This window comes from Candidatus Nanosynbacter sp. TM7-074 (assembly GCF_041006295.1).
Taxonomy (GTDB): domain Bacteria; phylum Patescibacteriota; class Saccharimonadia; order Saccharimonadales; family Saccharimonadaceae; genus Nanosynbacter.
Genome location: NZ_CP158487.1, coordinates 487,902 through 510,689 on the forward strand (window position 1 = coordinate 487,902; position 22,788 = coordinate 510,689).

26 protein-coding genes and 3 tRNA genes are annotated in these 22,788 nt (G+C 44.8%); 3 read left to right on the forward strand and 26 right to left on the reverse strand.

Annotated elements, in window-relative coordinates; translation table 11 throughout:
- Positions 1–792 precede the first annotated feature (792 nt).
- The 5 genes from TM074_RS02565 to TM074_RS02585 form a co-directional block, all read right to left on the reverse strand.
- A complete protein-coding gene (locus tag TM074_RS02565) occupies positions 793–1,182 on the reverse strand; it encodes a KH domain-containing protein (protein ID WP_369000148.1) in 390 nt (129 codons plus the stop codon).
- A gap of 71 nt (positions 1,183–1,253) precedes the next feature.
- Positions 1,254–1,970: a ribonuclease III gene (gene rnc, locus TM074_RS02570; RefSeq protein WP_369000149.1), complete on the reverse strand. Its 717-nt coding sequence runs from the start codon at positions 1,968–1,970 to the stop codon at positions 1,254–1,256.
- Positions 1,971–2,468, reverse strand: a complete 498-nt coding sequence (locus tag TM074_RS02575; RefSeq protein WP_369000150.1) for an NUDIX hydrolase — start codon at positions 2,466–2,468, stop codon at positions 1,971–1,973. It abuts the gene before it with no gap.
- Positions 2,449–2,907: a transcription antitermination factor NusB gene (gene nusB / locus TM074_RS02580; RefSeq protein ID WP_369000151.1), complete on the reverse strand. Its 459-nt coding sequence runs from the start codon at positions 2,905–2,907 to the stop codon at positions 2,449–2,451. Before nusB ends, TM074_RS02575 begins: the two co-directional genes overlap by 20 nt.
- Before the next feature lie 24 nt (positions 2,908–2,931).
- The gene (locus tag TM074_RS02585) at positions 2,932–3,078 is read right to left on the reverse strand and encodes a hypothetical protein (protein WP_158386496.1); all 147 of its coding nucleotides are present in this window, start codon (positions 3,076–3,078) and stop codon (positions 2,932–2,934) included.
- Between the two features lie 135 nt (positions 3,079–3,213).
- Between TM074_RS02585 and TM074_RS02590 the strand changes: the two genes are divergently transcribed.
- Positions 3,214–3,729 (forward strand): hypothetical protein, encoded by a 516-nt coding sequence (locus TM074_RS02590; RefSeq protein ID WP_369000152.1) that lies wholly within the window; start codon positions 3,214–3,216, stop codon positions 3,727–3,729.
- Here the strand turns inward: TM074_RS02590 and leuS are convergent.
- The 11 genes from leuS to TM074_RS02645 form a co-directional block, all read right to left on the reverse strand.
- Positions 3,722–6,208, reverse strand: a complete 2,487-nt coding sequence (gene leuS / locus TM074_RS02595; RefSeq protein WP_369000153.1) for a leucine--tRNA ligase — start codon at positions 6,206–6,208, stop codon at positions 3,722–3,724. The genes TM074_RS02590 and leuS overlap by 8 nt on opposite strands.
- 65 nt (positions 6,209–6,273) lie before the next feature.
- A complete protein-coding gene (locus TM074_RS02600; protein WP_369000154.1) occupies positions 6,274–7,350 on the reverse strand; it encodes a hypothetical protein in 1,077 nt (358 codons plus the stop codon).
- A gap of 39 nt (positions 7,351–7,389) precedes the next feature.
- Positions 7,390–8,679: a Mur ligase family protein gene (locus TM074_RS02605; protein ID WP_369000155.1), complete on the reverse strand. Its 1,290-nt coding sequence runs from the start codon at positions 8,677–8,679 to the stop codon at positions 7,390–7,392.
- Between the two features lie 176 nt (positions 8,680–8,855).
- Complete coding sequence (locus tag TM074_RS02610; protein WP_369000156.1) at positions 8,856–9,140, reverse strand: hypothetical protein; 285 nt, start codon at positions 9,138–9,140, stop codon at positions 8,856–8,858.
- A gap of 15 nt (positions 9,141–9,155) precedes the next feature.
- Positions 9,156–9,431 (reverse strand): non-canonical purine NTP pyrophosphatase, encoded by a 276-nt coding sequence (locus tag TM074_RS02615; RefSeq protein ID WP_369000157.1) that lies wholly within the window; start codon positions 9,429–9,431, stop codon positions 9,156–9,158.
- 46 nt (positions 9,432–9,477) lie between these two features.
- Positions 9,478–9,882, reverse strand: coding sequence for a hypothetical protein (locus tag TM074_RS02620; RefSeq protein ID WP_369000158.1), 405 nt, complete (start codon positions 9,880–9,882; stop codon positions 9,478–9,480).
- Between the two features lie 12 nt (positions 9,883–9,894).
- Positions 9,895–11,907, reverse strand: coding sequence for an NAD-dependent DNA ligase LigA (gene ligA, locus TM074_RS02625; RefSeq protein ID WP_369000159.1), 2,013 nt, complete (start codon positions 11,905–11,907; stop codon positions 9,895–9,897).
- On the reverse strand, positions 11,879–12,979 hold the full coding sequence (locus TM074_RS02630; RefSeq protein WP_369000160.1) for a hypothetical protein: 1,101 nt from the start codon (positions 12,977–12,979) through the stop codon (positions 11,879–11,881). Before TM074_RS02630 ends, ligA begins: the two co-directional genes overlap by 29 nt.
- 2 nt (positions 12,980–12,981) lie before the next feature.
- Positions 12,982–13,857: a M48 family metalloprotease gene (locus TM074_RS02635; RefSeq protein ID WP_369000161.1), complete on the reverse strand. Its 876-nt coding sequence runs from the start codon at positions 13,855–13,857 to the stop codon at positions 12,982–12,984.
- Positions 13,858–13,919: 62 nt separating this feature from the next.
- Positions 13,920–14,489: a LemA family protein gene (locus tag TM074_RS02640; protein WP_369000162.1), complete on the reverse strand. Its 570-nt coding sequence runs from the start codon at positions 14,487–14,489 to the stop codon at positions 13,920–13,922.
- A gap of 41 nt (positions 14,490–14,530) precedes the next feature.
- Positions 14,531–14,616, reverse strand: a tRNA-Leu gene (locus tag TM074_RS02645).
- A 59-nt stretch (positions 14,617–14,675) separates the two neighbouring features.
- On the opposite strand from TM074_RS02645, the gene TM074_RS02650 reads away from it, so the two are divergent.
- Positions 14,676–15,257 carry an alpha/beta hydrolase gene (locus TM074_RS02650; protein ID WP_369000163.1) on the forward strand — a complete coding sequence of 194 codons (582 nt, stop codon included), beginning with the start codon at positions 14,676–14,678 and terminating at the stop codon, positions 15,255–15,257.
- A 37-nt stretch (positions 15,258–15,294) separates the two neighbouring features.
- Here TM074_RS02650 and TM074_RS02655 read toward each other — a convergent pair.
- The 7 genes from TM074_RS02655 to TM074_RS02685 all read right to left on the reverse strand — a co-directional run bounded on the left by TM074_RS02655 (position 15,295) and on the right by TM074_RS02685 (position 20,208).
- Positions 15,295–15,368, reverse strand: a tRNA-Cys gene (locus TM074_RS02655).
- A 12-nt stretch (positions 15,369–15,380) separates the two neighbouring features.
- Positions 15,381–15,467: transfer RNA gene (locus TM074_RS02660), tRNA-Leu, on the reverse strand.
- A 25-nt stretch (positions 15,468–15,492) separates the two neighbouring features.
- Positions 15,493–17,283, reverse strand: a complete 1,791-nt coding sequence (locus TM074_RS02665; protein ID WP_369000164.1) for a peptide ABC transporter substrate-binding protein — start codon at positions 17,281–17,283, stop codon at positions 15,493–15,495.
- Positions 17,284–17,293: 10 nt separating this feature from the next.
- Complete coding sequence (gene secG / locus TM074_RS02670; RefSeq protein ID WP_039327653.1) at positions 17,294–17,530, reverse strand: preprotein translocase subunit SecG; 237 nt, start codon at positions 17,528–17,530, stop codon at positions 17,294–17,296.
- On the reverse strand, positions 17,520–17,906 hold the full coding sequence (locus tag TM074_RS02675) for a phage holin family protein (RefSeq protein WP_369000165.1): 387 nt from the start codon (positions 17,904–17,906) through the stop codon (positions 17,520–17,522). Before TM074_RS02675 ends, secG begins: the two co-directional genes overlap by 11 nt.
- 26 nt (positions 17,907–17,932) lie before the next feature.
- Complete coding sequence (locus TM074_RS02680; RefSeq protein WP_369000166.1) at positions 17,933–19,534, reverse strand: helix-hairpin-helix domain-containing protein; 1,602 nt, start codon at positions 19,532–19,534, stop codon at positions 17,933–17,935.
- A gap of 68 nt (positions 19,535–19,602) precedes the next feature.
- Positions 19,603–20,208 carry a hypothetical protein gene (locus tag TM074_RS02685; RefSeq protein ID WP_369000167.1) on the reverse strand — a complete coding sequence of 202 codons (606 nt, stop codon included), beginning with the start codon at positions 20,206–20,208 and terminating at the stop codon, positions 19,603–19,605.
- A 61-nt stretch (positions 20,209–20,269) separates the two neighbouring features.
- Here TM074_RS02685 and TM074_RS02690 point away from each other — a divergent pair, with 61 nt between their 5' ends.
- On the forward strand, positions 20,270–21,106 hold the full coding sequence (locus tag TM074_RS02690) for a hypothetical protein (RefSeq protein ID WP_369000168.1): 837 nt from the start codon (positions 20,270–20,272) through the stop codon (positions 21,104–21,106).
- Positions 21,107–21,130: 24 nt separating this feature from the next.
- Here TM074_RS02690 and TM074_RS02695 read toward each other — a convergent pair whose 3' ends face one another.
- The 3 genes from TM074_RS02695 to TM074_RS02705 are packed head-to-tail and all read right to left on the reverse strand — an operon-like array spanning position 21,131 to position 22,775.
- A complete protein-coding gene (locus tag TM074_RS02695; protein ID WP_369000169.1) occupies positions 21,131–21,844 on the reverse strand; it encodes an HD domain-containing protein in 714 nt (237 codons plus the stop codon).
- A 28-nt stretch (positions 21,845–21,872) separates the two neighbouring features.
- Positions 21,873–22,337 (reverse strand): NUDIX hydrolase, encoded by a 465-nt coding sequence (locus TM074_RS02700; RefSeq protein ID WP_369000170.1) that lies wholly within the window; start codon positions 22,335–22,337, stop codon positions 21,873–21,875.
- Between the two features lie 42 nt (positions 22,338–22,379).
- Positions 22,380–22,775: a cupin domain-containing protein gene (locus TM074_RS02705; RefSeq protein WP_369000171.1), complete on the reverse strand. Its 396-nt coding sequence runs from the start codon at positions 22,773–22,775 to the stop codon at positions 22,380–22,382.
- Between the last annotated feature and the right edge of the window lie 13 nt (positions 22,776–22,788).

The window sequence follows — 22,788 nt, forward strand, 5'->3', positions numbered from 1 at the left end:
GCGCGGGTCTCAGCTCGCGGTCATCTGTGGCCGATGGTAACAGAAGTATAGTCGTCGGAATCCAAGTTCCGCTCTCTCTCAACGAAGGAGTTGAATTCCCATACGGAGCCGGCAGTGACCTATGGCCGCTGCAAAGCGATACTCGCCATATCATGTGGGAGGAAGACCCTGACGGAGTCTGGCGATTGGCCTTCGTCGGGAATAACTTCACAGTTTTGATTGGTGGCAACGTAGCCCTTCCCAAAGGGCATGACATCCACAGCGACGAGCATTACCCCCTGATTCACCAAGGGAATGATGACGGACGTGCGCAGAGTATCCATACCGCATGCGTCTCCGGGTACGCTTTTAATCTACTCTCGACCATCAGGACATTCTCCTACTCAAGCAACGAGGCGATAGCCGAGTTGCTTCGTCACGGACCCGGACACAAACTCATCAGTGTCAACAGCAAAGAGATCTACGCAGACCTCTTTCCTCACCTAAACGAGACGTTCCCCTGGGAAAGTAGGTATCGCCTCCCCTTCCCCTTGAGGAATGTCAATGGCTGGGTCTCCCGACCCATCCTACAGGAGGGCTAACGCCCGCCGAGAAAATAGCTCGCCTTGAGACATTAAGTCTCGGCTTGAGCTTCTTGGTGGGCTATTTTCATGTCTTTTTATAGTAATCATTTTCCACCAAAAAACCGCCCCACTAAGGACGGTTTTTTAGCACAAATAAGGCTCTCAATGGTTTCCCATTGTCTCGCATAGAGCTGTTCTCGCATAATGTCTGTGCTTGAACTAGTTTTAATTATATATCAAGGTCGTCGAGTTCTGCAAGCTCTTTTCTGGTATTTTCTGCGTAAGATGACTTATTTTCCACAACTTCATCTGTTGAGTTATCCACAGAAGCACGATTATCACAATCATCACGTTCGCGTGTACCAGTAAAACCATCATTATTCACAATCTTCAAGTTATATCGCGCGTCATTCTTCGCCCCCAAAGCCCGCAGTAGCGTCCGTAGGCTTTGTGCTGTGCCGCCGCGCTTACCAATGACCCGACCCAAATCTTCTGGGTTAACGGTCAATGTCAGCAGAACACCCTTCTCATCAATTTCCCGCTCCACCACGACATCGTCGGGATGTCCAACGAGTGTTTTTACGACATACTCCACAAATTGCTGGTCTATTGTTGACATTCTGCCCCTCCTCCTGGAATTAAACTGTAACTTACATTATACACGAGCGTTTTCAGCCGTGCAAATTTTCTCTATTTCTCGCCAGATTCTTTATACTTAGCAATCGCCGCACGGGCAGCCTGTTGTTGGGCCACTTGTTTGGAAGGTCCGGTACCGCGACCCATCATCTTTTCACCCACAAACACACCAAGCGTAAAGACCTTATCATGATCTGGACCTTCCTCGCACAGAACTTTGTATACTGGCGTCTGATTATCGACGCGCTGAGAAATTTCCTGCAAATACGATTTCGGATCGCGCCAACTGCCTGATTCCAATATTCCATCTAGCTTGACAATAATGTGCTTATGAATAAAATCTCGCGCGTCCTCAAACCCACGCTCCAGATAAATCGCGCCAATCACCGCCTCAAAAGCATTGGCTAAAATCTGCAAGTGTGCCCGCTCTGAGCCATTTTTCTCACCCTTTGACATACGAATCAGCGGCCCATAGCCCAACTTATCACCCGCATCACCAATGCTTTCCGTCCGCACCAGTGCTGCCCGCCAAGCTGTCAAAATTCCCTCCGGTTCAGAAAAATTATTGAATAAATATTCCGTTACCGCCAGTTCCAATACCGCGTCACCTAAGAACTCCAGACGTTCATTGTGATGATGAACAGACTTACGATGCTCATTAACATAACTGCGGTGAGTTAAGGCCGTGATTAAAAGATCCAAATTATTAAATTCAAACCCTAGTTTCTCACGCGCAAATTCCTGATACGGAGTCGTATTCATTCCACTCATCTACAGGTTCTCCTGTCTAATTCGTTTCATTGCTAGCAGAATCAGCTTACCAATATCTTCATACTCGACTTCATCCAGCGCCTCATGAAAACTAAACCATTTTAATCCATTCATCCACTCTTCTTTCTGTAATTTCTCATTTGGATCAAGAGCTTTGACTAAATATACCTGCGTAGTCATTAGTACCAGTTTATCAATTCGACGATATCGGAAATTCACCTTGCCCAGCCAGCCGTGTAATTCGATATTCTTCAGTCCAGTCTCTTCACCAATCTCCCGACGCGCCGTCACCTGAGCCGTTTCACCCGGCTCAATATGACCCTTGGGTATCGTCCAACGATCACGAGCGTCTTGATATAACAAAAACTCCGCCTCACCCTTTTCATTGCGTCGAAAAATCACACCGCCAGCGGTCGGCTCGCGTACAATTTCCTGAATTAGCGGCTTTTTACCACCACCAAAGTATTTTTTTATCTTATCAAAGTTGCTTGTTCTCATTATCGGACTCCTCCACGAGGGTACGGAGTGCCGTGCCAAGCACGCCATTCACAAATTTACCCGAGTTATCCGAACCGAACGCCTTTGCTAGCTCTACCGCCTCGTTAATCACTACTTTTGGCGGAACCGTATCTGCACAGTATAGCAATTCATACAAACCAATTCTTAGAACTGTTCTATCAACCCTAGACAACTGGTCAATTGGCCACTCTGGAGCTAAAGGTTTTAGCTTTTCGTCCAATTCCATCTGATTCGCCAGTACGCCACTAACCAGATTATCAACAAATTCAACATCATCAACAGATGATTTATACTCTGCTAAATTACGCTGTAAAATACTTTTGTAATCAATATTAGCATCGCCTACCTCTGCGCGAAACTCATATTCATACAGTGTCTGCAACGCGACAATTCGTCCTAAATGACGGTTTGATGCCATTACTAAGCGTCCTGTTCGTAATTATTATTTTGTTGTTTTACCAGTTTCACGCTTAGTCGTCTTCACTTTCACTGGTGAAGTTCCATTAACGCGACGTGCCAATTTTAATACCAAATGACTACGACGAAGTCCAGTTTTGCGTGGGCTGCTCTGTTTTTTAGGCTGTGCCATAATTTATTCTCCTCTTTTAGGTTGTCATAAAACTTACGTACCATTATACCTTTTTTATTAGGTAATCTCAAGGTTTTATCTAAAAATTATACAAGTGTATTGACTTTTTGTATTGGTTATGTTAATATATGGAACATGAGTAAAGAACTATCACCAAATAGAGTAGAATCTAAAAATAGAACAACGGCAGCAGAACTTCCTAAAAGACTAGGAGGGATAGCTCTGGCCCTCTCCCTAATAGCTGGAGGCACTCTCGTATACGTAGCAAGACAAGCCAATATGCCCGAGCAAAAACCTAGCACACAAGAAGAGATCGCTCGGTTTGTAGATGACTACAGAGAAGGAGAGGCAGACTTGCCTAATGACGCAGTAGTGGAGACGTTCACTGTAGAAGAAGGTGGAAATATAGTTGAAGAAACCACCAAACTAGCCAAAGAGAATAACTTCAGCCAAAACGAAATGAATCACCTAGGAGAAAGTGTTCTAACAAGTACACAAGCAGTATACGACTTCAATAAAAAGCAAGGAGCGGAGCCTTCATCGTCAGTGGAAATGCAGGCGGGCGATCAAGTCACGGCTGCCGTTGTAGACGCAAATGGAGACGGCATGCGAGACGTAACAGTACTCGATATAAAACGCTCGCCTAACTAACGATATTCACCAGCTTACCTGGAATATAAACCATCTTTTTAGGTGGTTTATTGTTTGTAAACTTTTGAACGTTTTCATCAGCTAGAGCTGCCGCTTCAACGCCCTGCCGGTCGGTATCTACTGGTAATTTAAGCTTTGATCGAAGCTTGCCGTTAACTTGGACGATGATGGTCATCGTATCACTCTTTAAATATTTTTCATCCCATTTTGGCCAGTGATTAACGTGAATGGTATCAGTATGGCCCAGCTCCTGCCACAATTCTTCGGTGATGTGCGGTGCAAATGGTGCTAAGATTTGTAGCAAACTCTCCAAAGTAAACCGCCACGTTGCTGATGCTTGAATACCCTGCGCTTCTTTAATTTTATACAAGCCATTGACCATTTCCATCATCGCCGCTACGGCTGTATTGAATTTTTCGTCCTCGATGTCACGAGTGACTTTCTTGATGGTTGAGTGTGTTGGGCGAAGCAGTTCTTGGTCATCTTCAGAGGTAGATTCAGGTGCTACTACGAATTCCTGCACCACATTCCATACTCGATTCAAGAACCGATATGTCCCCGGTACGCCGCGCGGATCCCACGGCGCATCCATATCGTACGGCGCGATGAACATCTCATACACGCGCAGTGCATCAGCCCCGTAACCACTGTCCATAATCTCCATCGGATCGATGACATTGCCCTTAGATTTGGACATTTTTTGGCCATCCGGCGCCATGATGTAGGCGTTATACATCATCCTCTTGAACGGCTCCGGTGTCGGCACCAAGCCCAGTTTATAGAAAAATCGCATCCAAAAACGACTGTACAGCAGGTGTGCCACCGCGTGGTCGGCACCGTTGTAGTAATCTACCGGCATCCAATGGCTAATTCGCTCAGGATTCCATGCCTCGGCATCATTTTGCGGGTCAAGATAGCGCAGGAAATACCAGCTGGAACAGGCATAGCCATCCAATGTGTCCGTTTCGCGCCGGCCTTCATGCCAATTGTCGCCCGCTGGTTTTGGATCGGTGATCGGCACGGTTTTACCCGTCTCGACGTCAACCCACACGCGCACCCAGTCATCAACTTGTGCCAGGACTGACGTGTTACCGCCCGTTGGCTTGAAATTCTCGACTTCTGGTAAAATAACCGGCAAGCACTCATCCGCCACAGCTATTGGCCCGAAACCGTCAACATGAACTATAGGAATTGGCGCACCCCAGTACCGCTGACGAGAAATCAGCCAGTCACGCATTTTGTAAGTAGTTTTGCCTCGACCAGACCCCTGCTGCTCCAGCCACGCTACAATTTGTTCGCGGGCATCTTCACTCCGCGTACCGTCGAATTGCCCAGAATTGATCAATTCACCTTCACCAGTGTAGCAACCAATGTCTGCCGAATCCTCTGGCTTGTCAACCACCTGAACAATCGGTAGATCGAATTTCTCAGCAAAGGCAAAGTCGCGTTCATCATGCGCCGGCACCGCCATAATCGCGCCAGTGCCGTAACCACCGAGAATATAGTCCGCTACCCAAATTGGTACTTTCTGGCCGTTGACCGGATTGATGGCATAGCTGCCAGTAAAGACGCCGGATTTATCTTTGTTTTCTTGACGCTCAACGTCAGACTTCTGCTGAGCCGCTTGAACGTATGCTTCAACCTTGGCGCGCGTGTCGGCATTGACCAACTGAGAAACCAGTGGGTGTTCTGGCGCCAAAGCCACGTAGCTGGCGCCGAACAAGGTGTCGGGGCGTGTAGTAAATACAGTGACGACGGAATCCTGTCCACTGACCGCAAAATCAACTTCTGCGCCAACCGACCGGCCAATCCAGTTTTTCTGCATGGTTTTGACCATTTCCGTCCAATCCAAGTCGTCGGTTGCTTCCAAAATCTCATCAGCATAGGCGGTGATGCGGAAAAACCACTGCTTGAGGTTACGCTTGGTAACGGGATTGCCGCAGCGCCAACATTTGCCGCCCTCAACCTGCTCGTTCGCTAGTACCGTATTGTCAGTCTCACACCACCACTGCGGCTGTTCCTTTTGGTATGCCAAATCGTGCTTGTATAGCTGCGTAAAAATCCACTGGGTCCACTTATAATACTCGGGGTCAGCGGTGGAAATCTCCTTTGACCAATCATAACTAAACCCGAGGCGCTTCAGCTGGGCGATGAAATGTGCTTTAGCTTCATCATGCGCCACTCGCGGTGTTTTACCAACCTTGATGGCATAATTTTCTACTGGCAACCCGAAGCTATCCCAACCGATTGGATGGTATACATTGTAGCCCTGCTGACGCTTCAAGCGTGCTTTGATGTCGGCAAACTGAAACGTCCGACCATGACCGATATGAATACCGGCGCCAGTGATACCAGGGAGCATACTGAGACTGTAGTACTTGGGACGCACCGTATCACTAAGGTCAGTAACATAGGTGCCATCAGCCTCCCATTTATCTTGCCATTTTTTCTCAATTTCCGTCGGATTGTAGCGTCTCATATCTGTAATTATAACAAATAATCTCGCTCATTACGAACGAGATTATTTATAGTCAGGAGGTCAAGTTAATCGCCTGAGTATCCACCACCAAATATACCTAAGAGCTCTTTTAGACTACCGGCATCGGAAGGGATATTCACTTCTTCGGACTTATTCATGGTAATATCAAGCGAAACTTCAGTCGATGCTTTATCTCCCTCTCCCTTAAGCTCTAAAGCCTTTAGCTCGTGAGACCATCTATCAACCCACATCTTAAGTGAAGCTTTGTCAATTGATAAATTATCGTCATTACTACTATCATTGGACTTTTCGCATTTGCTAAATTCCTTACCAATAGACGATTTTTTAAGTTCATCATCAAACTTTGATGACTTTTCACGATCACCCTGCAGCTCAAATCCGCGTCCACCATTACGGTCGCTAATATTCGAGTCCTTTATGCTGTAAAAACTATTTTTCTTATACAGCCGAGCAATCTCCCTACGAACACTTTCATCGCTTCGCATCTTCTTTAATGCTTCAGTGTAGCACTTGTAGCTGTCATCTTTAATATCATCCGGAGAGATCTTCATCCATTTTCCGTTGAACTTATTTAATACAGGATCAAGTTGGCTCAACATTTTATCGCGATATTCTTTTATCTGATCTTTTGATAATGCAAAACCAGACTTTGCAGTCTGCTCCTCCACCATAAGTTCAAAAATATCAGAGAAAGAATCCTTTAGATTATCAATTTTTACATATACCGTGCCATCGCCATCAACAACAATGTCACCCTTTAATGAAAAAGTTTTGTCAACGTCTTTAATGGTTAACTTTGCGTCAATATTTGATCTTACTTTATCAGAAACAGCGTTAGCTTTCACGTTAAGCTCTAGCTTGGCTGAATCTTTCATATTAATCATGATTTTTCCATTAACAACAGCCTTCTTTGATACAATCGCATTGGACACAGCGTCGGTAACCATTTTTTCCGGATTTTGCCACCACAGGAAATAGGTTAATAAAGCAGCAATAATTGCGACAATAGCCAGCACGCCTAACGTGATGCCGACAATTAATCCTGTCTTTTTCTTCTTTGGCTTTGACGTGGCCATATTGCCATATGGCGGCTGTGGTGTGGGTTGGCTATTCTGATCCATATTTCCCCCTTATACTTATTTAATATCAATATAGCACATTTAGTCCTTAAATTGTGAGAAAAATTGATTCTTTCTGGCAATCCATTCCGGAGTTTGGCGGACCAGATATTTATCGTCCTCAGTGCTGTGAAGATTAATCTTTATCGACTCCTCTAGCCACACGCCGCCGCTTGATCCTTTAAACAATGCAATTCCTTCTGACTTTAATTTATCCCGCACAAATGATCCGGCCTCGATAGCGTTTTTACACTCTTTTATCTGACAGCCTTTTTGGCGAGCGGCTGGCGCCAAATATTGATTAGCTTTATCACCCACCGTAACGACCCAATCCAATAAATCCGGGTTACAGTTCGCGCCAAGCTCAGCATGGGCTTGTTCAAAAATCCCCTTCAAACCGTTCATATTCCCAAGTACAGCAATTCGCTGCGGCGTCTCTATCCGGTAAAGAGACTGGAGGGCAGCCAGGGCTGTCAGTGGCGTTGAACTATAGCTATCATCAATCAACCACGTGTTATCGGCACCCTTCAGCAAATTCATCCGACCTGGCAGCGGCCTCAAAGATTCCACACCCTTTTTGATATTCTCCTCAGACTCGCCTAAAGCATAGCCGACAGCCGCCGCTACTACTGCCGGACGGACATTATGTTCGCCAATCAGCTTGACGTCAACCTCTAGACCATCGGGATTTTCTGGCGACACAATAAAACCATGATGGCCATCTGTCAAAGAAAAATTACGATCATCAAAATTGTACTCTGCCACCGGATCGCTGCCGTAAGTAGTAATGTTAGGATTTGTCAGAAAGCTCGCAAAACGCCCATCAATATCATCACGATTAATCATCGCCATACGCGAATAGTTAGCCAAGGAAATCATCTCGTTCGCCACCTCTTCCAAAGAGTGTTCAACCTGCATACGGCCATTTGTCACAGATGTCACAACCGTAATATCAGGCATCATATAATCTTTAAACCATAAATTATAGCCAGGCTCTTTCGGGTTAAATTCCTGGACAATGATCTGAATATCCGGATTCTCAGCCTTAATTCTTTTCTTTACCGCCCTTATTACCTTCCACCATTTGAATAAGCCTTTTTCTGGCATCCTAATGCCTATCATCTGCAGCAAAACATCGGCTTTTGTTTTTGGCTCATCAGTGCGGAGTTGGATATCAAATTGCCGAGATAAAACCGTACCAATAGCAATTTTTGCACTAGCTTTCCCAGCACTACCCGTTACCGCCACCAATCTAACTTCTGGGTGTGCTGCAAAAAACTCCCGCACTAGTTCTGCTAGTTTTTCTTCCCTCTTTTTTGAAACCGTAACCATAACTATATCATACCATAAGCATCATAGAAGAGCTGCTACGCGCCCACCCGGGGCATTTTGAAGATGTGTTTGTCTTTCAATTGGCAAGCATAGGAGATGCCCCTATGCGTACCAGCTCACTTGTGATTATGCACCAATTATCACAAAAACACAAGCGTTATTTAAAAATACTTCAGTCAAAAAATGCTCGCCTCATTAGTAAGCCAATTGCCAAACTTTTGCCAATGCTGAAAATGAGAAGGGTTAATCTCCGCGCCGTCATGACGGAGTGCAAACTCTTCAGCAATTGTTAACCCGCCGCTATCCTCCATTGATACAACCTGATTCATTGATGTTCCTTCGCCGCGCGGCTCGTTTATAAACACGCCAGTTTGATCAGATATAAACAGCTTTAATTGCTCGCCATCAAAGTACGCCACAACGTCATGCAATATAATTCTCCGATCATTTTTATTTTTCATCAAAGCCAAAAATCTTCAGCCGTAAACCAGCCGACAACATCTTTCATATAACCGCCCGGAGCCGCCGAGTGCTGGAATTTCCCAACTACTATCGTTAACGACAACCGGCTGTCCCACCTTTTCATACGCCGTCTTAACCTTCGCTTCGGTAACCCTCAACGGATCATGATGCTGGGTTTCATCAATGTCAATTTGCAGCGGTTCAACAACAATACCACAATCTTTCAGAACCGATCCAGCCTCTTCAATCTTACGCGGATTACTCGTAACAAATTTTATTTTCTTTGCCATATTGCTATTGTAGCACGTCAGTATTTTTAGACTCAGCTGATTAAGTCTACTTTAATTCTTCGCGATACTTCTCTGGCTGAGCGCGGAAGATCTCCACCCATTTACTATCATCAGCCAGATCATGATATTTAATGTAATGTCGCTTGTCAAAGCCGCCCTTATCCTGCTTTTTACGCGCCATTTCTTCATGAACTTGCTCTATAGAAAAGCCAAAATCTTGGCGCAGTGTATCAACTACTTCTTGCAAATCAGCCAACTCTTTGAGCGATTCATCACGCTGATTATCGTCCAGCGGAATTTCGTCCGCCTCCTCGTGAACCTTGCGGAGCAACTCGCGGCGAAATTCTTGCTTGTTTAGCTCGCGGTACTCCGTATGTAAAACTTCTTCACCATCCAGACACTTTTTCACGACTTTGTCGCGAACTAGTTTTTGTAAATAAAATCGAATCATGCTTATTTCTCCTTATCCTCTTATCATGTTTAACAGTTCCTGTTCATCAATAATTTTAGTGCCGTATTGTTTGGCTTTTTTCAGCTTGCTAGCACCAATTTTACCGCCAGCTACCAAATATGTTGTATCTTTTGCAATAGCGGTTTGGAAAGTGCCACCGAGATTGCGGATTTTTTCAGCAGCGGCATCACGCCCCATTGACTGCAAAGTGCCAGTGATGACGAAACTTTGGCCGATCAGGCTACCAGATTTTTTAGTGAATTGCGGCGTCACGCCAAGGTTAGCAAATTTTTCGAGCAGCTTCACGTTATCTTCATCAGCGAACCACGCCACAATCGACTCGGCCACAATTTCACCCACACCATCCACTTCGCGTAGCTCATCGATAGTTGCCTGGCTTAATTTTTCGATACTCTCAAAGTGGTTTGCCAGGTCAATCGCTGTCTGCGTGCCAACATGACGAATACCAAGACCGAACAAAAATCGCTCCAAGGCTGGCTGTTTTTTATCAGCAATAGCATCAATGAGTTTTTGCGCGGAAATCTCAGCGAAACGCTCCAACTGCAATAAATCATCTTTCGTCAACCGGTAAATATCCGCCAAGTCATTAACCAGCCCAGCCTCGACCAGTGCCTCAACATTTTTCTCGCCCAGCGTGTCGATATCCAGCGCACCTTTAGACGCAAAATGCGCCAAGGCTCGCTTCAAAATCAGCGGGCCGCTCAAACCTTTGACACGGTAGACTGCCTCGCCCTCTGGTCGTACAAATTCTAGTTCTGGATATTGACGCGCCAATTCTGCCAGGTAATCAATTGGCTTGGAATCTGCTGGCCGCAATTCTTTCAAAACACTCTCGACCTGTGGAATAATGTCGCCCGCCTTGAAAATCACCACTGTATCGCCGCGACGCACATCCAACCGAGCAATTTCATCAGCGTTGTGTAGACTAGCATGCTGCACCGTCGTACCTGCCACCACTACCGGGTCAAACACCGCCACTGGCGTAGCTGCACCCGTTCGACCGATGGAAATAACGATATCGCGGACGATGGTCGTGGCCTGCTCAGCAGCATATTTGTAAGCCACCGCGCCGCGCGGATTTTTACCAACTAGCCCAAGGCTTTCATACAATGCTCGGTCATTGATCTTAATCACCAAACCATCAGTATTAAACGGCAAATCGTGGCGCTTGTCGTCCCATTCATTAACAAAGTTCATTACATCAGCTAAAGTAGTAAAAATGCTCGCCTGCTGATTACGAGTAATTCCTAGAGCAGTCAGCACCTCGTAAGCAAAGCTGTTGGTTGGCACTTCAGCGTCGTTATCGCGCAGCACATCATAGCCGCGAAAATGCAGCGGCCGCGCCGCCACCAAAGACGGATCAAGCTGACGGATTGTCCCTGCCGCCAAATTGCGTGGATTCGCAAATTCTGGCTGCCCCAAGGCTTTTTGCTTTTCGTTAAGCTCTTCAAAGTCGCGTTTCAACATCACAATCTCGCCGCGAATCTCTGTCCGTCCGAGCAAAAACTTCTCGAAACCTGACGCCTCATGTAAACGCAGCGGTACATTTTTTATAGTTCGTACGTTGTTTGTTACATCTTCACCGACAAAGCTATCGCCGCGCGTTACCGCTTGAGACAACAACCCATCAATATAAATCAGCGAGCACGCCAAACCGTCCATCTTTATATCAGCAAAAAACTCATGCCGCTGACCAGGAATTAGCTTATCAGTCCGCTTAATCCACGCTTCAACCTCACTTTTATTAAAAACGTCGTTTAAACTAACCATCCGCCGCTCGTGCTTTACTTTCTGAAAACCGTCAAGCAGCTTATTGCCAACACGTTGTGTTGGACTGTCAATTGTAATTAGCTCCGGACATTCGGCTTCGATTGACTTCAACTCATCCATCAAGCTATCATAGACAGCATCACTTACGCTCGGCTTATCTAATGTGTAATATTCGTAACTATACCGATTTAATAGCGATTTAATTTCATCGGCTCTTGCTTTTTTTGCTGTCACTTTCGACGACCTTCCTATAGAACATATAGACGTAAACCGACATCAGAATAATTGACGCGTACATTAAGATAAGACCGACTGTCGGCACAATTGGCAGCCAATTAATATCATTAAACCACCCCTTCAATGCGCCATCGAATAAAATTGTCGGCATCAAAATAATCGCCCACAATAATATAGTCGTCACCACAGCCCAAATAAATCTCAATAAAATCCGCACTCTTCGACCGGTCACGATATCTCCAGATAAGTGCAAGGCATGAAGTGGATACATGCCAGGTAGTGTTATTATAATCATCGCAAAAACTGTTGAGGTCGCCCAGTAAACAGACATCGATACAATCAGGATAGCCGCGCCACCGACCGCCATAAGAATTGGTGTCTGGTTTAATACGCCCGAAGCGTCAAGCGCACTATAGACTATCACTGCAATCGCTGCTGGAACCATTTGGATTAAAAAGATTCCAATGACAATGATTAATGCGATTATAGGCGAGCCTGAACTATATAGAGCGTCACGCATTTTTGGTTTTTTTCCAATTAAAATAGCTCGCGTCAGCCAAACAGAAGAAAGCCAAGTTAGTAGACCCAAAAAAGCTCCAGACATCTGTTGTATATTTCCACCAGCCGTTCCACTACCAGAAAAATAGCTAACCATCACACCAGAAAATAAGCTAATAGTCGTGTAGACTTCACCAATTCCACTCTCTTTAGCTTGGTTCATCACATCTCTAAGCTGCTGATACGTATCCTGTGACATAACGCTCGATAAAGTGAAAGTCAATATAGACATGACAGCAATTAAAGCTAAAAATGTTCTCTTATTACGCCAGATAAGACGACAGGCTTCACTAGTCAATGACCAATACCCAGGAATATTAAGATTACGCCGATAATCTCGCCGCCTGGTTAATCGAAAGCTGCGGTGTGGCCGACGATTTAAAAAACTACGGCGCTGCTGACTTAATTTACTAAAATCACGCTTAACACTGCGCCAAATTGTAAACTTACGATCGCTACTCTGTTTTTCAGGCTTCTTCTCAACCTGTTTTTTATTAGACTTCACTGCCATAATTACATCTTTGTTGCGTTATTTCTCAATCTAGTAATTCGATCTTCTAGTGGCGGGTGGGTGCTGAATAATTTTGAAAAAAAACCAGGCTTAAGAGGGTTGTTCATAAATAGGTTAGCGGTTGAAGAACTCTGTTTTTGCATTGGACGACCAAATTGACGTAATTTTTCTAGAGCACTTGCTAAACCCTCAGTATCGCGCGTCAACAATACACCAGAAGCGTCAGCCAAGTATTCTCTTTGCCGGCTAACTGCTAATTGCGTAATCGTCGCCAAAATTGGTGCCAGGATAACCACCACTAGACCGAGAGCATAAACTATTGGGTTAACCTCCCTATCCCTATCATCGCTATAAAACATCATCCTTAGCGCCAAGTCCGCAAATAAACCAATCGCGCTAACCAACCCAAACGCAATCATACTGACACGAATATCGTAATTACGCACATGACTCATCTCGTGCGCCATCACCGCCTCCAGTTCGCGCTTATCCATAATTTCCAGCAGCCCAGTAGTCGCACCAACAATTGCATGATTCGGATCGCGACCAGTCGCAAAAGCATTTGGAGCTGGATCGTCGATAATATAAACTTTCGGCATCGGCATGCCAGAAGCGATAGACAGATTTTCCACCACTTGCCAAAGTTCAGGAGCGTCATTTTTACTAATTTCCTGAGCACCAGTCATCATCATAGACAACTTGTCAGCTATAAAATATTGCAGCCAAGCATACAATATCGCACATATGAAAATGATAAGCGCCAGTGAATAGCTATCAGTCGCCGCGCCAATAAACAAACCGATGACTCCAATAATTATCACAAACACAGACATAATTAATATTGTGTTGCGTTTATTTTGAGAAACTGCGTTATACATAATTTAATTATAACAAAAACCGCCCACTTTCGACAGCGAGCGGTTTTGATTTTTGGCTTAAATTAGAACTTTACTTCTACTGGGTTTTCAACACTTGCTCGATCTTCAACATCGAAGAATTCCTTAGCCTGGAATCCGAACATTCCCGCAACAATGTTTGCTGGAAAGGTCTGAATCTTAGTGTTTAAATCACGTACTCCGCCGTTATAGAATCGACGAGCGGCTTGAATTTTATCTTCAGTATCAACCAGTTCCTGCTGCAATTGCAAGAAGTTTTGATTAGCTTTCAGCTCAGGATAAGCCTCAGCAACTGCAAACAAGCTCTTCAAAGCACCTTCCATCATGCTCTCAGCCTTAGCGGTGTCTGTTACACCTTGAGCATTCATTATTGCTGAACGAGCTTCAGTTACTTTTTCAAATACCTCTTTTTCATGTGTAGCATAGCCCTTGACTGAATTGACCAAATTTGGAATTAGGTCAGTTCGGCGCTTCAGCTGCACAGTGATATCACTCCACGCTTCTTCAACACGATTACGCAGCGTTACCAGACCATTATATGAACCGATAACAAACATAATTATCATGCCCAATAAAGCCACAATAACTATAAGCACAATTGCTAATACACTCATTTACCTTATTATCCTTTCTATTAAACTTTCCTTTACAGTTTTGGTGCGCAAGGCGGGAATCGAACCCGCACGACTTTTGGTCAAGGGATTTTAAGTCCCTCGCGTCTACCAATTCCGCCACTCGCGCGTATATATCTACAAGCCAGACATTTACACATCTGGCACTGCCTATATTATACTATATTTATGAAGCAAATTGTAATAATTCACGGCGGTTCAAGCTTTAATAGCTACGAAAACTACTTAAATCACCTCAAGTCCAGTCAACTTCACTACGAAAGACTACTTTGGTCGCAAAAATGGCGCGATTGGCTGGCGCAGGAAATCGTCGACGCTGATGTGTTGTTGCCGGATTTCCCCAATAAGCAAAACGCCAGCTACGCTGAGTGGAAGATATACTTCAAAAAACTACTACCACTGCTTGGCGATGACGTTCAATTGGTTGGATATAGTCTGGGTGCAATGTTTTTGGCGAAATACTTGCATGAATCACCACTTCATACGCCAGTCCGACGACTGGTGCTAGTATCGCCGTGCTATGACGACGAATCGGTTGAGGATTTGGGTAGCTTTCAGGTAGAAAGTGCAGCTGGATTAGAAAAATCAGCAGAAGAAATTCACCTATTCCATAGTAAAGATGACCCAGCTGTACCCTTCACTGAGCTTGCCAAATTTCAGCAAGACTTACCAACCGCTAAGTTACATATTTTTGAAGACCGCAATCACTTCTTCCAGCCGACATTCCCTGAACTAAAAGAATTATTATAACAAAAATAGCCCTAAGATTAGAGCTATCGATGATTTCTGGAGGCACGTACGAGAGTCGAACTCGTCTAAAAGGTTTTGCAGACCTCTGCGTAACCGCTCCGCCAACGCGCCGTTCGGTATGCTTGGTGCGAGCGAGAAGACTTGAACTTCCACGAACCTAAGTTCACTAGCCCCTCAAGCTAGCGCGTCTACCAATTCCGCCACGCCCGCACGACTGTCATTATTATAACCGAAATTAAGGCGTTTTGTAAACGGATTGTTTCTCTGTCGCCCAATATTGAACATCGACATACCTGTCAACCGGATTAACAACTTCTGTTTTTTCATCAAGTGCCTTAACGGAACGAATATGAATGTAGTCAAACTTTGGCTGATACAGAGCGATTGCTGGAGCGTCCGTCTTCCAAGTATTAGCAAACTTCTCATAACGATCAAACCGCTGCTTTAGCGATAATTTTGAACGACCACTCCCTAAAGCATCATCCGCCACGGCATTATTATAGTTAGAGAAATTCAATCCGTTATTTGTAGCTTGAGACGAGTGCCAATAGGCGTAAACATCTGGATCGCCACCCAGCGACAACTCGTAAATTAGCACATCAAAATTACGAGGTTGCAAAATTGTCTGAAGGATATTCTGAGAAGCGTCATTTGGATCAATCACCTTAACATCTACTTCTATATTTAGCTCATTACGCCATGCTTGAGCTAAATATTGAGCGGCCTTCTCGTAGTTATTATTTTTTAGAACAACCATGTTCAGTTTTAATTTGACATTTTCTTTCTGACGAGCGTTGTCGACAACCTTCCAGCCCTCAGCATCAAGCAAGGACTTCGCCTTTTTCGTGTCATAACCCAGCGACTGAGAGGCTTTACCTAGGAACTTGTTTAATATAGGACCAGACAACTCCTCTGTTGATAAAGACAAGGACTGGCGCAACTTACCAGTATCGACACTAAGAGCTAGGGCTTGACGAACGGACTTCGATTGTAAAAACTGACTATTATTGTTAAATAGCGCATAGACGCCATTATTCAAGGAGTGTGACTCTGCTGCATACATAGCCTTAACTTCTGCCGGCTGATCGTTATAAATCAATTCTGGCGTACCCGTAATCTCTCTGGTCCTTAGGCTTTTAACTATGTCATCTTGATTTGGATAAACATATAGCTGGAATCGATCAAGCTTAGGAGTGCCTCCATAATAATAAATATTAGACTGTAAATACAAGACCTTCTTACTGCCATCACTCGTAACATTCTGCAGCAGCCTAAACGCAAACGGGCCGCTAGAAATTGGCGCTTTGCTAAAATTATGTTCTCGTAAGTTCGACGGTTTAACATCTTTTAGAACATGCTCTGGAACAATTGGAAATGTCAACGCATGAACAAATGGCGAATAAGACGCGGGCAAAATAAATTTTACTGAGTCTTCAGAGACTTTTTCAAATTTAATTGAGCGCCAACCGGATATCTCAGCCCCCACTTCCGGATTAGCTAAAAGCTTTAGAGTGAAAATTACGTCGTTAATCGTCAGGTCATGTCCATCTGACCACTTCAGATTTTTCTTTAGCTTAACTGTATATTCCGTTTCCTTATCATTAACCTTTACTCCGTCTGCCAGGTCGGTTTTTATATTGCCAGTCGAGTCATACCTATATAGGCTGGAAAATAGCAGTTTAGCGGCAGATTTTTCGGCGCTAGTTTTTGCAAAAATTGGGTTTAAGTTTTCCAGAGGACCTAATACACCCTCAGAATACGAACCGCCAGAAGCATATGTCATGGTCGTAAAAGAACTGCGCGAGACGTGCCATTGCACAGCACTAACGCCAATCATCACCAGAACCAAAACTACCCAAATAGACACACGACGTCTCACATTGGCAAGTCTATCTAAACGAGACATCACAAATTTATGTGCATGCCGCAAGCTGCCCTTTTCGATTTTACGCAGACGTTTATTGACGCCTTTACGAGAGACTTTTAGGCGCGCAAATCGGTTCCATGACGATTTGTCTGAACTCAATTTTATTCTCCTATTTTTGCAATCCCGGCAAAATCATACTTGCCAAAATTGACAACACAAAAATCACCGCAAAAACTACGGTCACATCAAATAAGTTTTTATCAAAACCACGTCGAGTAGTGAATAGTTCGCCCGACGAGCCAAAACCAGCACCCAAACTTGCGCCTCGTTGCTGCAATAATATTGCAATAATCATCAGCACAGCCGATCCAAGCGTAACATACGGTAAAATTGTATCAATTGACATATTGCTCCTTTTCTTCTCGCTGCAGAACCAGCGCACTACCTATAATATAGTTTACCAGACTCAGGATAATTCCGGCAACAATTGAATGTGCAAATGTCATAGAAATTCCTGGCGCCAAGGCTAATGAAACATAAACCATAAATCCATTAACTACCAAAGTAAATAAGCCTAGGGTCAACAAAATTGCCGGTAGTGCCAAAATTGTAACAATAGGCTTTAATGTACTATTAACTAATGAAAATATAAGTCCCGCCATCATAAATGTCCAAGCGGAAGTTACCTCAGTATTACCATTACCAAGTAGTCGTACAGCCACCCAAATGCCAACTGAATTAAGAATCCATCGAAGTAAAAATGTCGCAAATTGTCTCTTCATTGGTCTTATTATATATAATTTATGCTTTATTGTCGATTAGTGCTGCTGCCTTCTAAAAACTGCTTTATAAGCTGCGCTTTTTGCCTACCAATTTCTGTCTCCAATTCTTCGCTGCTTGCCTCAAATATTTTCTTCATACTGCCAAATTTTCTCAGCAATTTGGCGCGGGTTTTTGGCCCGATTCCAGGAATTTCCTCCAGCTGGTTTTTCGTTTGCTGCTGGCGTTTGAGCGCGGTGTGGTAGCTCACCGCAAAGCGGTGCGACTCGTCGCGGATGCGCTGGAACAGTTTGACGATGTCAGTTGTCGCGAGAACATTGTCTTCTACCTCAAGGTGCTTGTTATAATTCTGCTCAGTGCTAGCTCGTAAGTTTTTTGAATGCGAACCGGCGTTACGCTGGCTTGGGTGTAAATTCACCACATAAACATCACCATCTTCCTGAATAGCGATGTCCGCCCGCGGCTGCAACCGCATTTGCTCTATGAACGCCGTATCAATTTGCGAACCAGTCTTGTGCACTAATAATTCTTCCTCGCGCTTGGCGATACTAACGATCGGCACGGTGACGCCACGCTCATCACGTGCTTTAATGGCCGCCGCTAGCTGGCCTTTGCCGCCATCAATCAGCAGCAAATCAGGACGACCCCAGCTTTTCAGATGACGCTCACTCAGCCGGCGAAAAATCGTCTGATGGATATTACCCGTGTCATCATTTTTCTCACTGACTTTGAATTTGCGGTACTCCGCCCGGTCACTAGCGCCATTGGTAAACACCACCATGCTAGAGACGACTTGCCGCCCGCTCATATGCGAAATGTCATAGCCCTCGATGCGCGCTGGAATACCTTTTAGTCCCAACAATTTTGCCAAATCAGCCAGCGCCTTGTCCTTAGAAATATCCAAAAACTCTTTGTCGCCAAAACAAACCCGCCGCTGCAATTCCTGCATGGCGCGCAGCTTATTGCGAAGATCCGCCGCCCGCTCAAAATCATGCAGTCCAGCCGCCGTTTTCATGTCGCGTTCCAGCTCAGCAGCGATAGCTTTACGATTACCTTTGATGTAGCTGATGAGCTTGCGCAAACTGGCTTTATAAGTATCTGACCCATCACTCAACCGCGGACTCAAACCCAAATCTTCATCCAATTTCGACTGCCCCGGTCGCCGTTGCCTAGTCAAATAGGGAAATATCCGCCGCAGATATCGCAAGGCTTTTTTTAAGGCAAAGCCATTATAGAACGGGCCAAAATATTCCGCACCATCATCCGCAGGATTGCGCGTAAAACTGACGGTCGGCCACTCGCTTTTCATGTCGATTCGCACATACATCTGCGATTTATCATCGCGCAGCAGTACGTTGTAACGCGGCATATAACGTTTGACCATCTCGCTTTCCAAAAACAACGCATCAACTTCGCTCTCGGTCTCAATCCAATCGGTGTCAGCAATTTCCACCACCAACGCCATAGTTTTATTATCCCGCCCACGCGAATCCTGAAAATACTGACGCACGCGGTTTCTCAGCACCGCCGCCTTTCCCACATAAATAATCTCGCCGCTGGCTGACTTATGAAAATAAACACCGGGGCTGCGCGGTAGAGTTTTGAGCTTTTGCTGCAACTGTTTATTCACAAGTACTATTATATCTTATATCAAGCAACTAGGATGTCGATTATGTCAGCCGACCTCTTCTTCTATAGTCATTTTCTATTACGCAATATTATCTCAAACAGCTCAGGAAAAGTATCGTCGGCCATGTCACGCTTACCACAAAAATGCCCATATCCCGGAAATAATCGATAACAGGCAGACGGGAAAGATTTTTTTAGAATTTTTATTGCAGTATCAACTCGCACCGAGTCATTATCAGAGTAAAATATAGTTAGACTACGCACGCGATCAAGTAGCGCCTCGTCAATCTCAAAATCAAAAAAACCGCCACGAAGCGGCTCATCATATGGAGCTTCGGGGTTAAACTTATCGCCAAAAGCTGGCGCAACAAGATAAACGTCGCCTGCACAAATTTGCGGGTTCTCACTCATCCATTGAATTAGAAAACCCCCGCCACAACTATGGCCAACCAATATAGTTTCTGAATTTACATCATATTTTTCAAAAGTCTGTCGCCACAGTGAGTAATCTGGTCGCCATGATTCAGGCATCTCGGGCGTCTGAGTGTCAATACCACGAATTAGCAGCTGCTGTTGCAGCCATGGAATCCAAATCGAGTTACTAGCGCTCGGTAGATTTGGATTGAAATAAGATTGTTTGGACGGCTTACCGTGAACAATTATCGCCTGATTCATATTTCAATATTAACATAATGACAAGCCAGTTTATGAATTTGACAAATATGCAATGTATGATATGATAGTAAGCGAAACGATGGATGGTCTAAAACAACCCATAACAGCTTTTTGTGTAGGCGGGGGCGGCAGTCACTTAGAGAGAGGCTCAGTCGCCTTTAATTATATTAACCGTACTCTATCAAACTATGATGTTACTTCTCACAATGTTCACGGTGTCACCGATAACACGACTAGTTCTCGCGTTCGCTCACCCTCAGAACAATATGAAGAAATAATGGATAACGTATCTGACAGAGGCAAAGAAGGCCCTGTATTACTAATAGCCCAATGCATGGGTACAATTGCTGCCCATCAGGCATTATTATCCATGACAAAAGAAAACATAAACACAGCACTTGTAACTTTTTCACCCCCATTACCAAACCCCAACGAAGTAATTCAACTGCCAAATTCTAGAAAACGACGACGCCATAATGATACAGAGATGCAATGTCCGACATTTCCAGACGGCAAGATAGGTAATTTCAGCGTTCTACGCCAAGAATGGCTTCCTATTCCTCAGAAGTATTTTCATGATATCCAAGAAACTCGCGATCTAAAAGAGCAACTACACAAATTAGTCGAAATTGGCCGCGCGGCAGTAATTGCGGCAGAAAGAGACTGGAATACTAGTACTCCGTTAATTGTTAGTAGCTGGAGGCGAAGCTGGCAACTGCGCAGATTACATGAGGCCGAACAACGAGCTATCATCGTACCAAAAGCTGGCCATTCGCTCCATCCAAGCGGCAAAAACAAGCACCTCGCTCCCCTTTCGCAACAGCAAGCCTGCCAACTGGTTGTGGACACTGGCTTAAAAATTTTGAGTACCAGCTTTCCAGGCAGAGAATCGGAATAAACAAGAAAGTACTTCAGCGGCCTATCAACGGCGTAAGTATTCTTCCAAAAACTCGCTCCACTCCGGCGCATTCTTCTCGCGGAAATAATGGCGCAAGAAATCAACCATAATTTGCTGGCGGTTTTCTGCCTCTATTCGCCCTGGCTCCGTCAACATTAAGCCTTTTAGTTTCAGTAGCTTTTCGAAAAAGTGATTGATAAAGCCGTCGGTATCATGCGTATTGCCATCAGCATTATATTCGTGCGCCGCCAGATTAACATTCGGCCAAACCGCCGGATCAAAAATCCGCCCGCCGTGATGGCAAGCATAGACCAACGCCCGTTCAATCCCAACTGCACCAATAGCGTCGCACATGTCGGCGTCAGACACAATTTGACCCGCCAGCCGCTGCGGTTGCCTGCCGTTCAGCCGTTTACTATAACCAATCGCTGCAATATTTTCCAGCACCGCCCGGCTTAAACCGTCGGACGCTTCTGCCTGCGCCATAATTTTTACTGCGTTCGCTAATTTCTCTGCCTGTGCCCTACCGACTAGTTTGTAGTCGTCGACTTCATGCAGCCAAGCCGTCAGCAGCACTTCTTGCAGATCCACTGATTCGCTGCATTCGCTAGCAAAACGTTCTGCCAGCAGCGCCACTCGCTCGACATGGTCATCGGCGTGACCTGAGGTGTCGCCACCAAGTAACTGGCGGACTTTAGTTTTTACCGTTTCAAGCTGGGCAAGTTGTTGATTATTCATGCTTATATTATACAAAAGACAGAAATATCTACTGATGCTCACCAGCATACAGAGCGTGATATTCTCTAGGAATATACTCTCTATTAAGCCATCGAGTCTCCATTATTTCAAAGTTGCATTTTATGTCATCATCAGACGTGTGTGCCGCAAAAACTCGAACTGAAAATTTGGCGTAAGATTCATGGGAATTAGTTTTTCCAAGATATCGCAGATTATCTATCTTTAATCCAACCTCTTCCAGGACTTCCCTGGCCGCAGCTTGCTCATAACTCTCATTACGATTCACGCCACCGCCCGGCAAAGACCACTTTTGACGACTAAAGCGATTCTTGACCAGCAAAATATCGCCGTCATCACGATAAATAATCACCCGCACACGATCTTTTTTCGGTCCAAACTTAAACACCAGCGACATTACGCAGGCAATTCCACGAAAAACTGCCCGCCCAAATATACCAAATATTTTACTAATGACTGATTCTTTACAATCCATAAAATCCACCAGTTTGGTAGAGTTTTTTATTTTAACGATAACTTATTCTGTCGTCACGCCATCAAAGTCTTCTTCGTTGGCTTCCGCTTCTTCACGTGTCGCCCGAACAATGCCATCTTTGTGATGTGCTGGGCTATAAATCGTGTAGAGCTTAAGTGGCTCTTCGCCAGTATTTATTACATTATGCTCAGCACCTGCTGGCACGATAATAGCACTGCCATCAGACACGGCATACTCATTGCCATCAATCAAGACCTTACCCTGACCTGCCTCAAATCGGAAGAATTGATCATTCTCCTCATGAATCTCTGAGCCAATTTCACCGCCAACTGGCAGATTCATCAACACCAATTGACAATGCTTCGCTGTATAAAGCACTTGGCGAAAATTATTATTCTGCACCGTCAACTCTTCGATATTTCCATTAAAACCCTTCATAAAAATCCTCCTT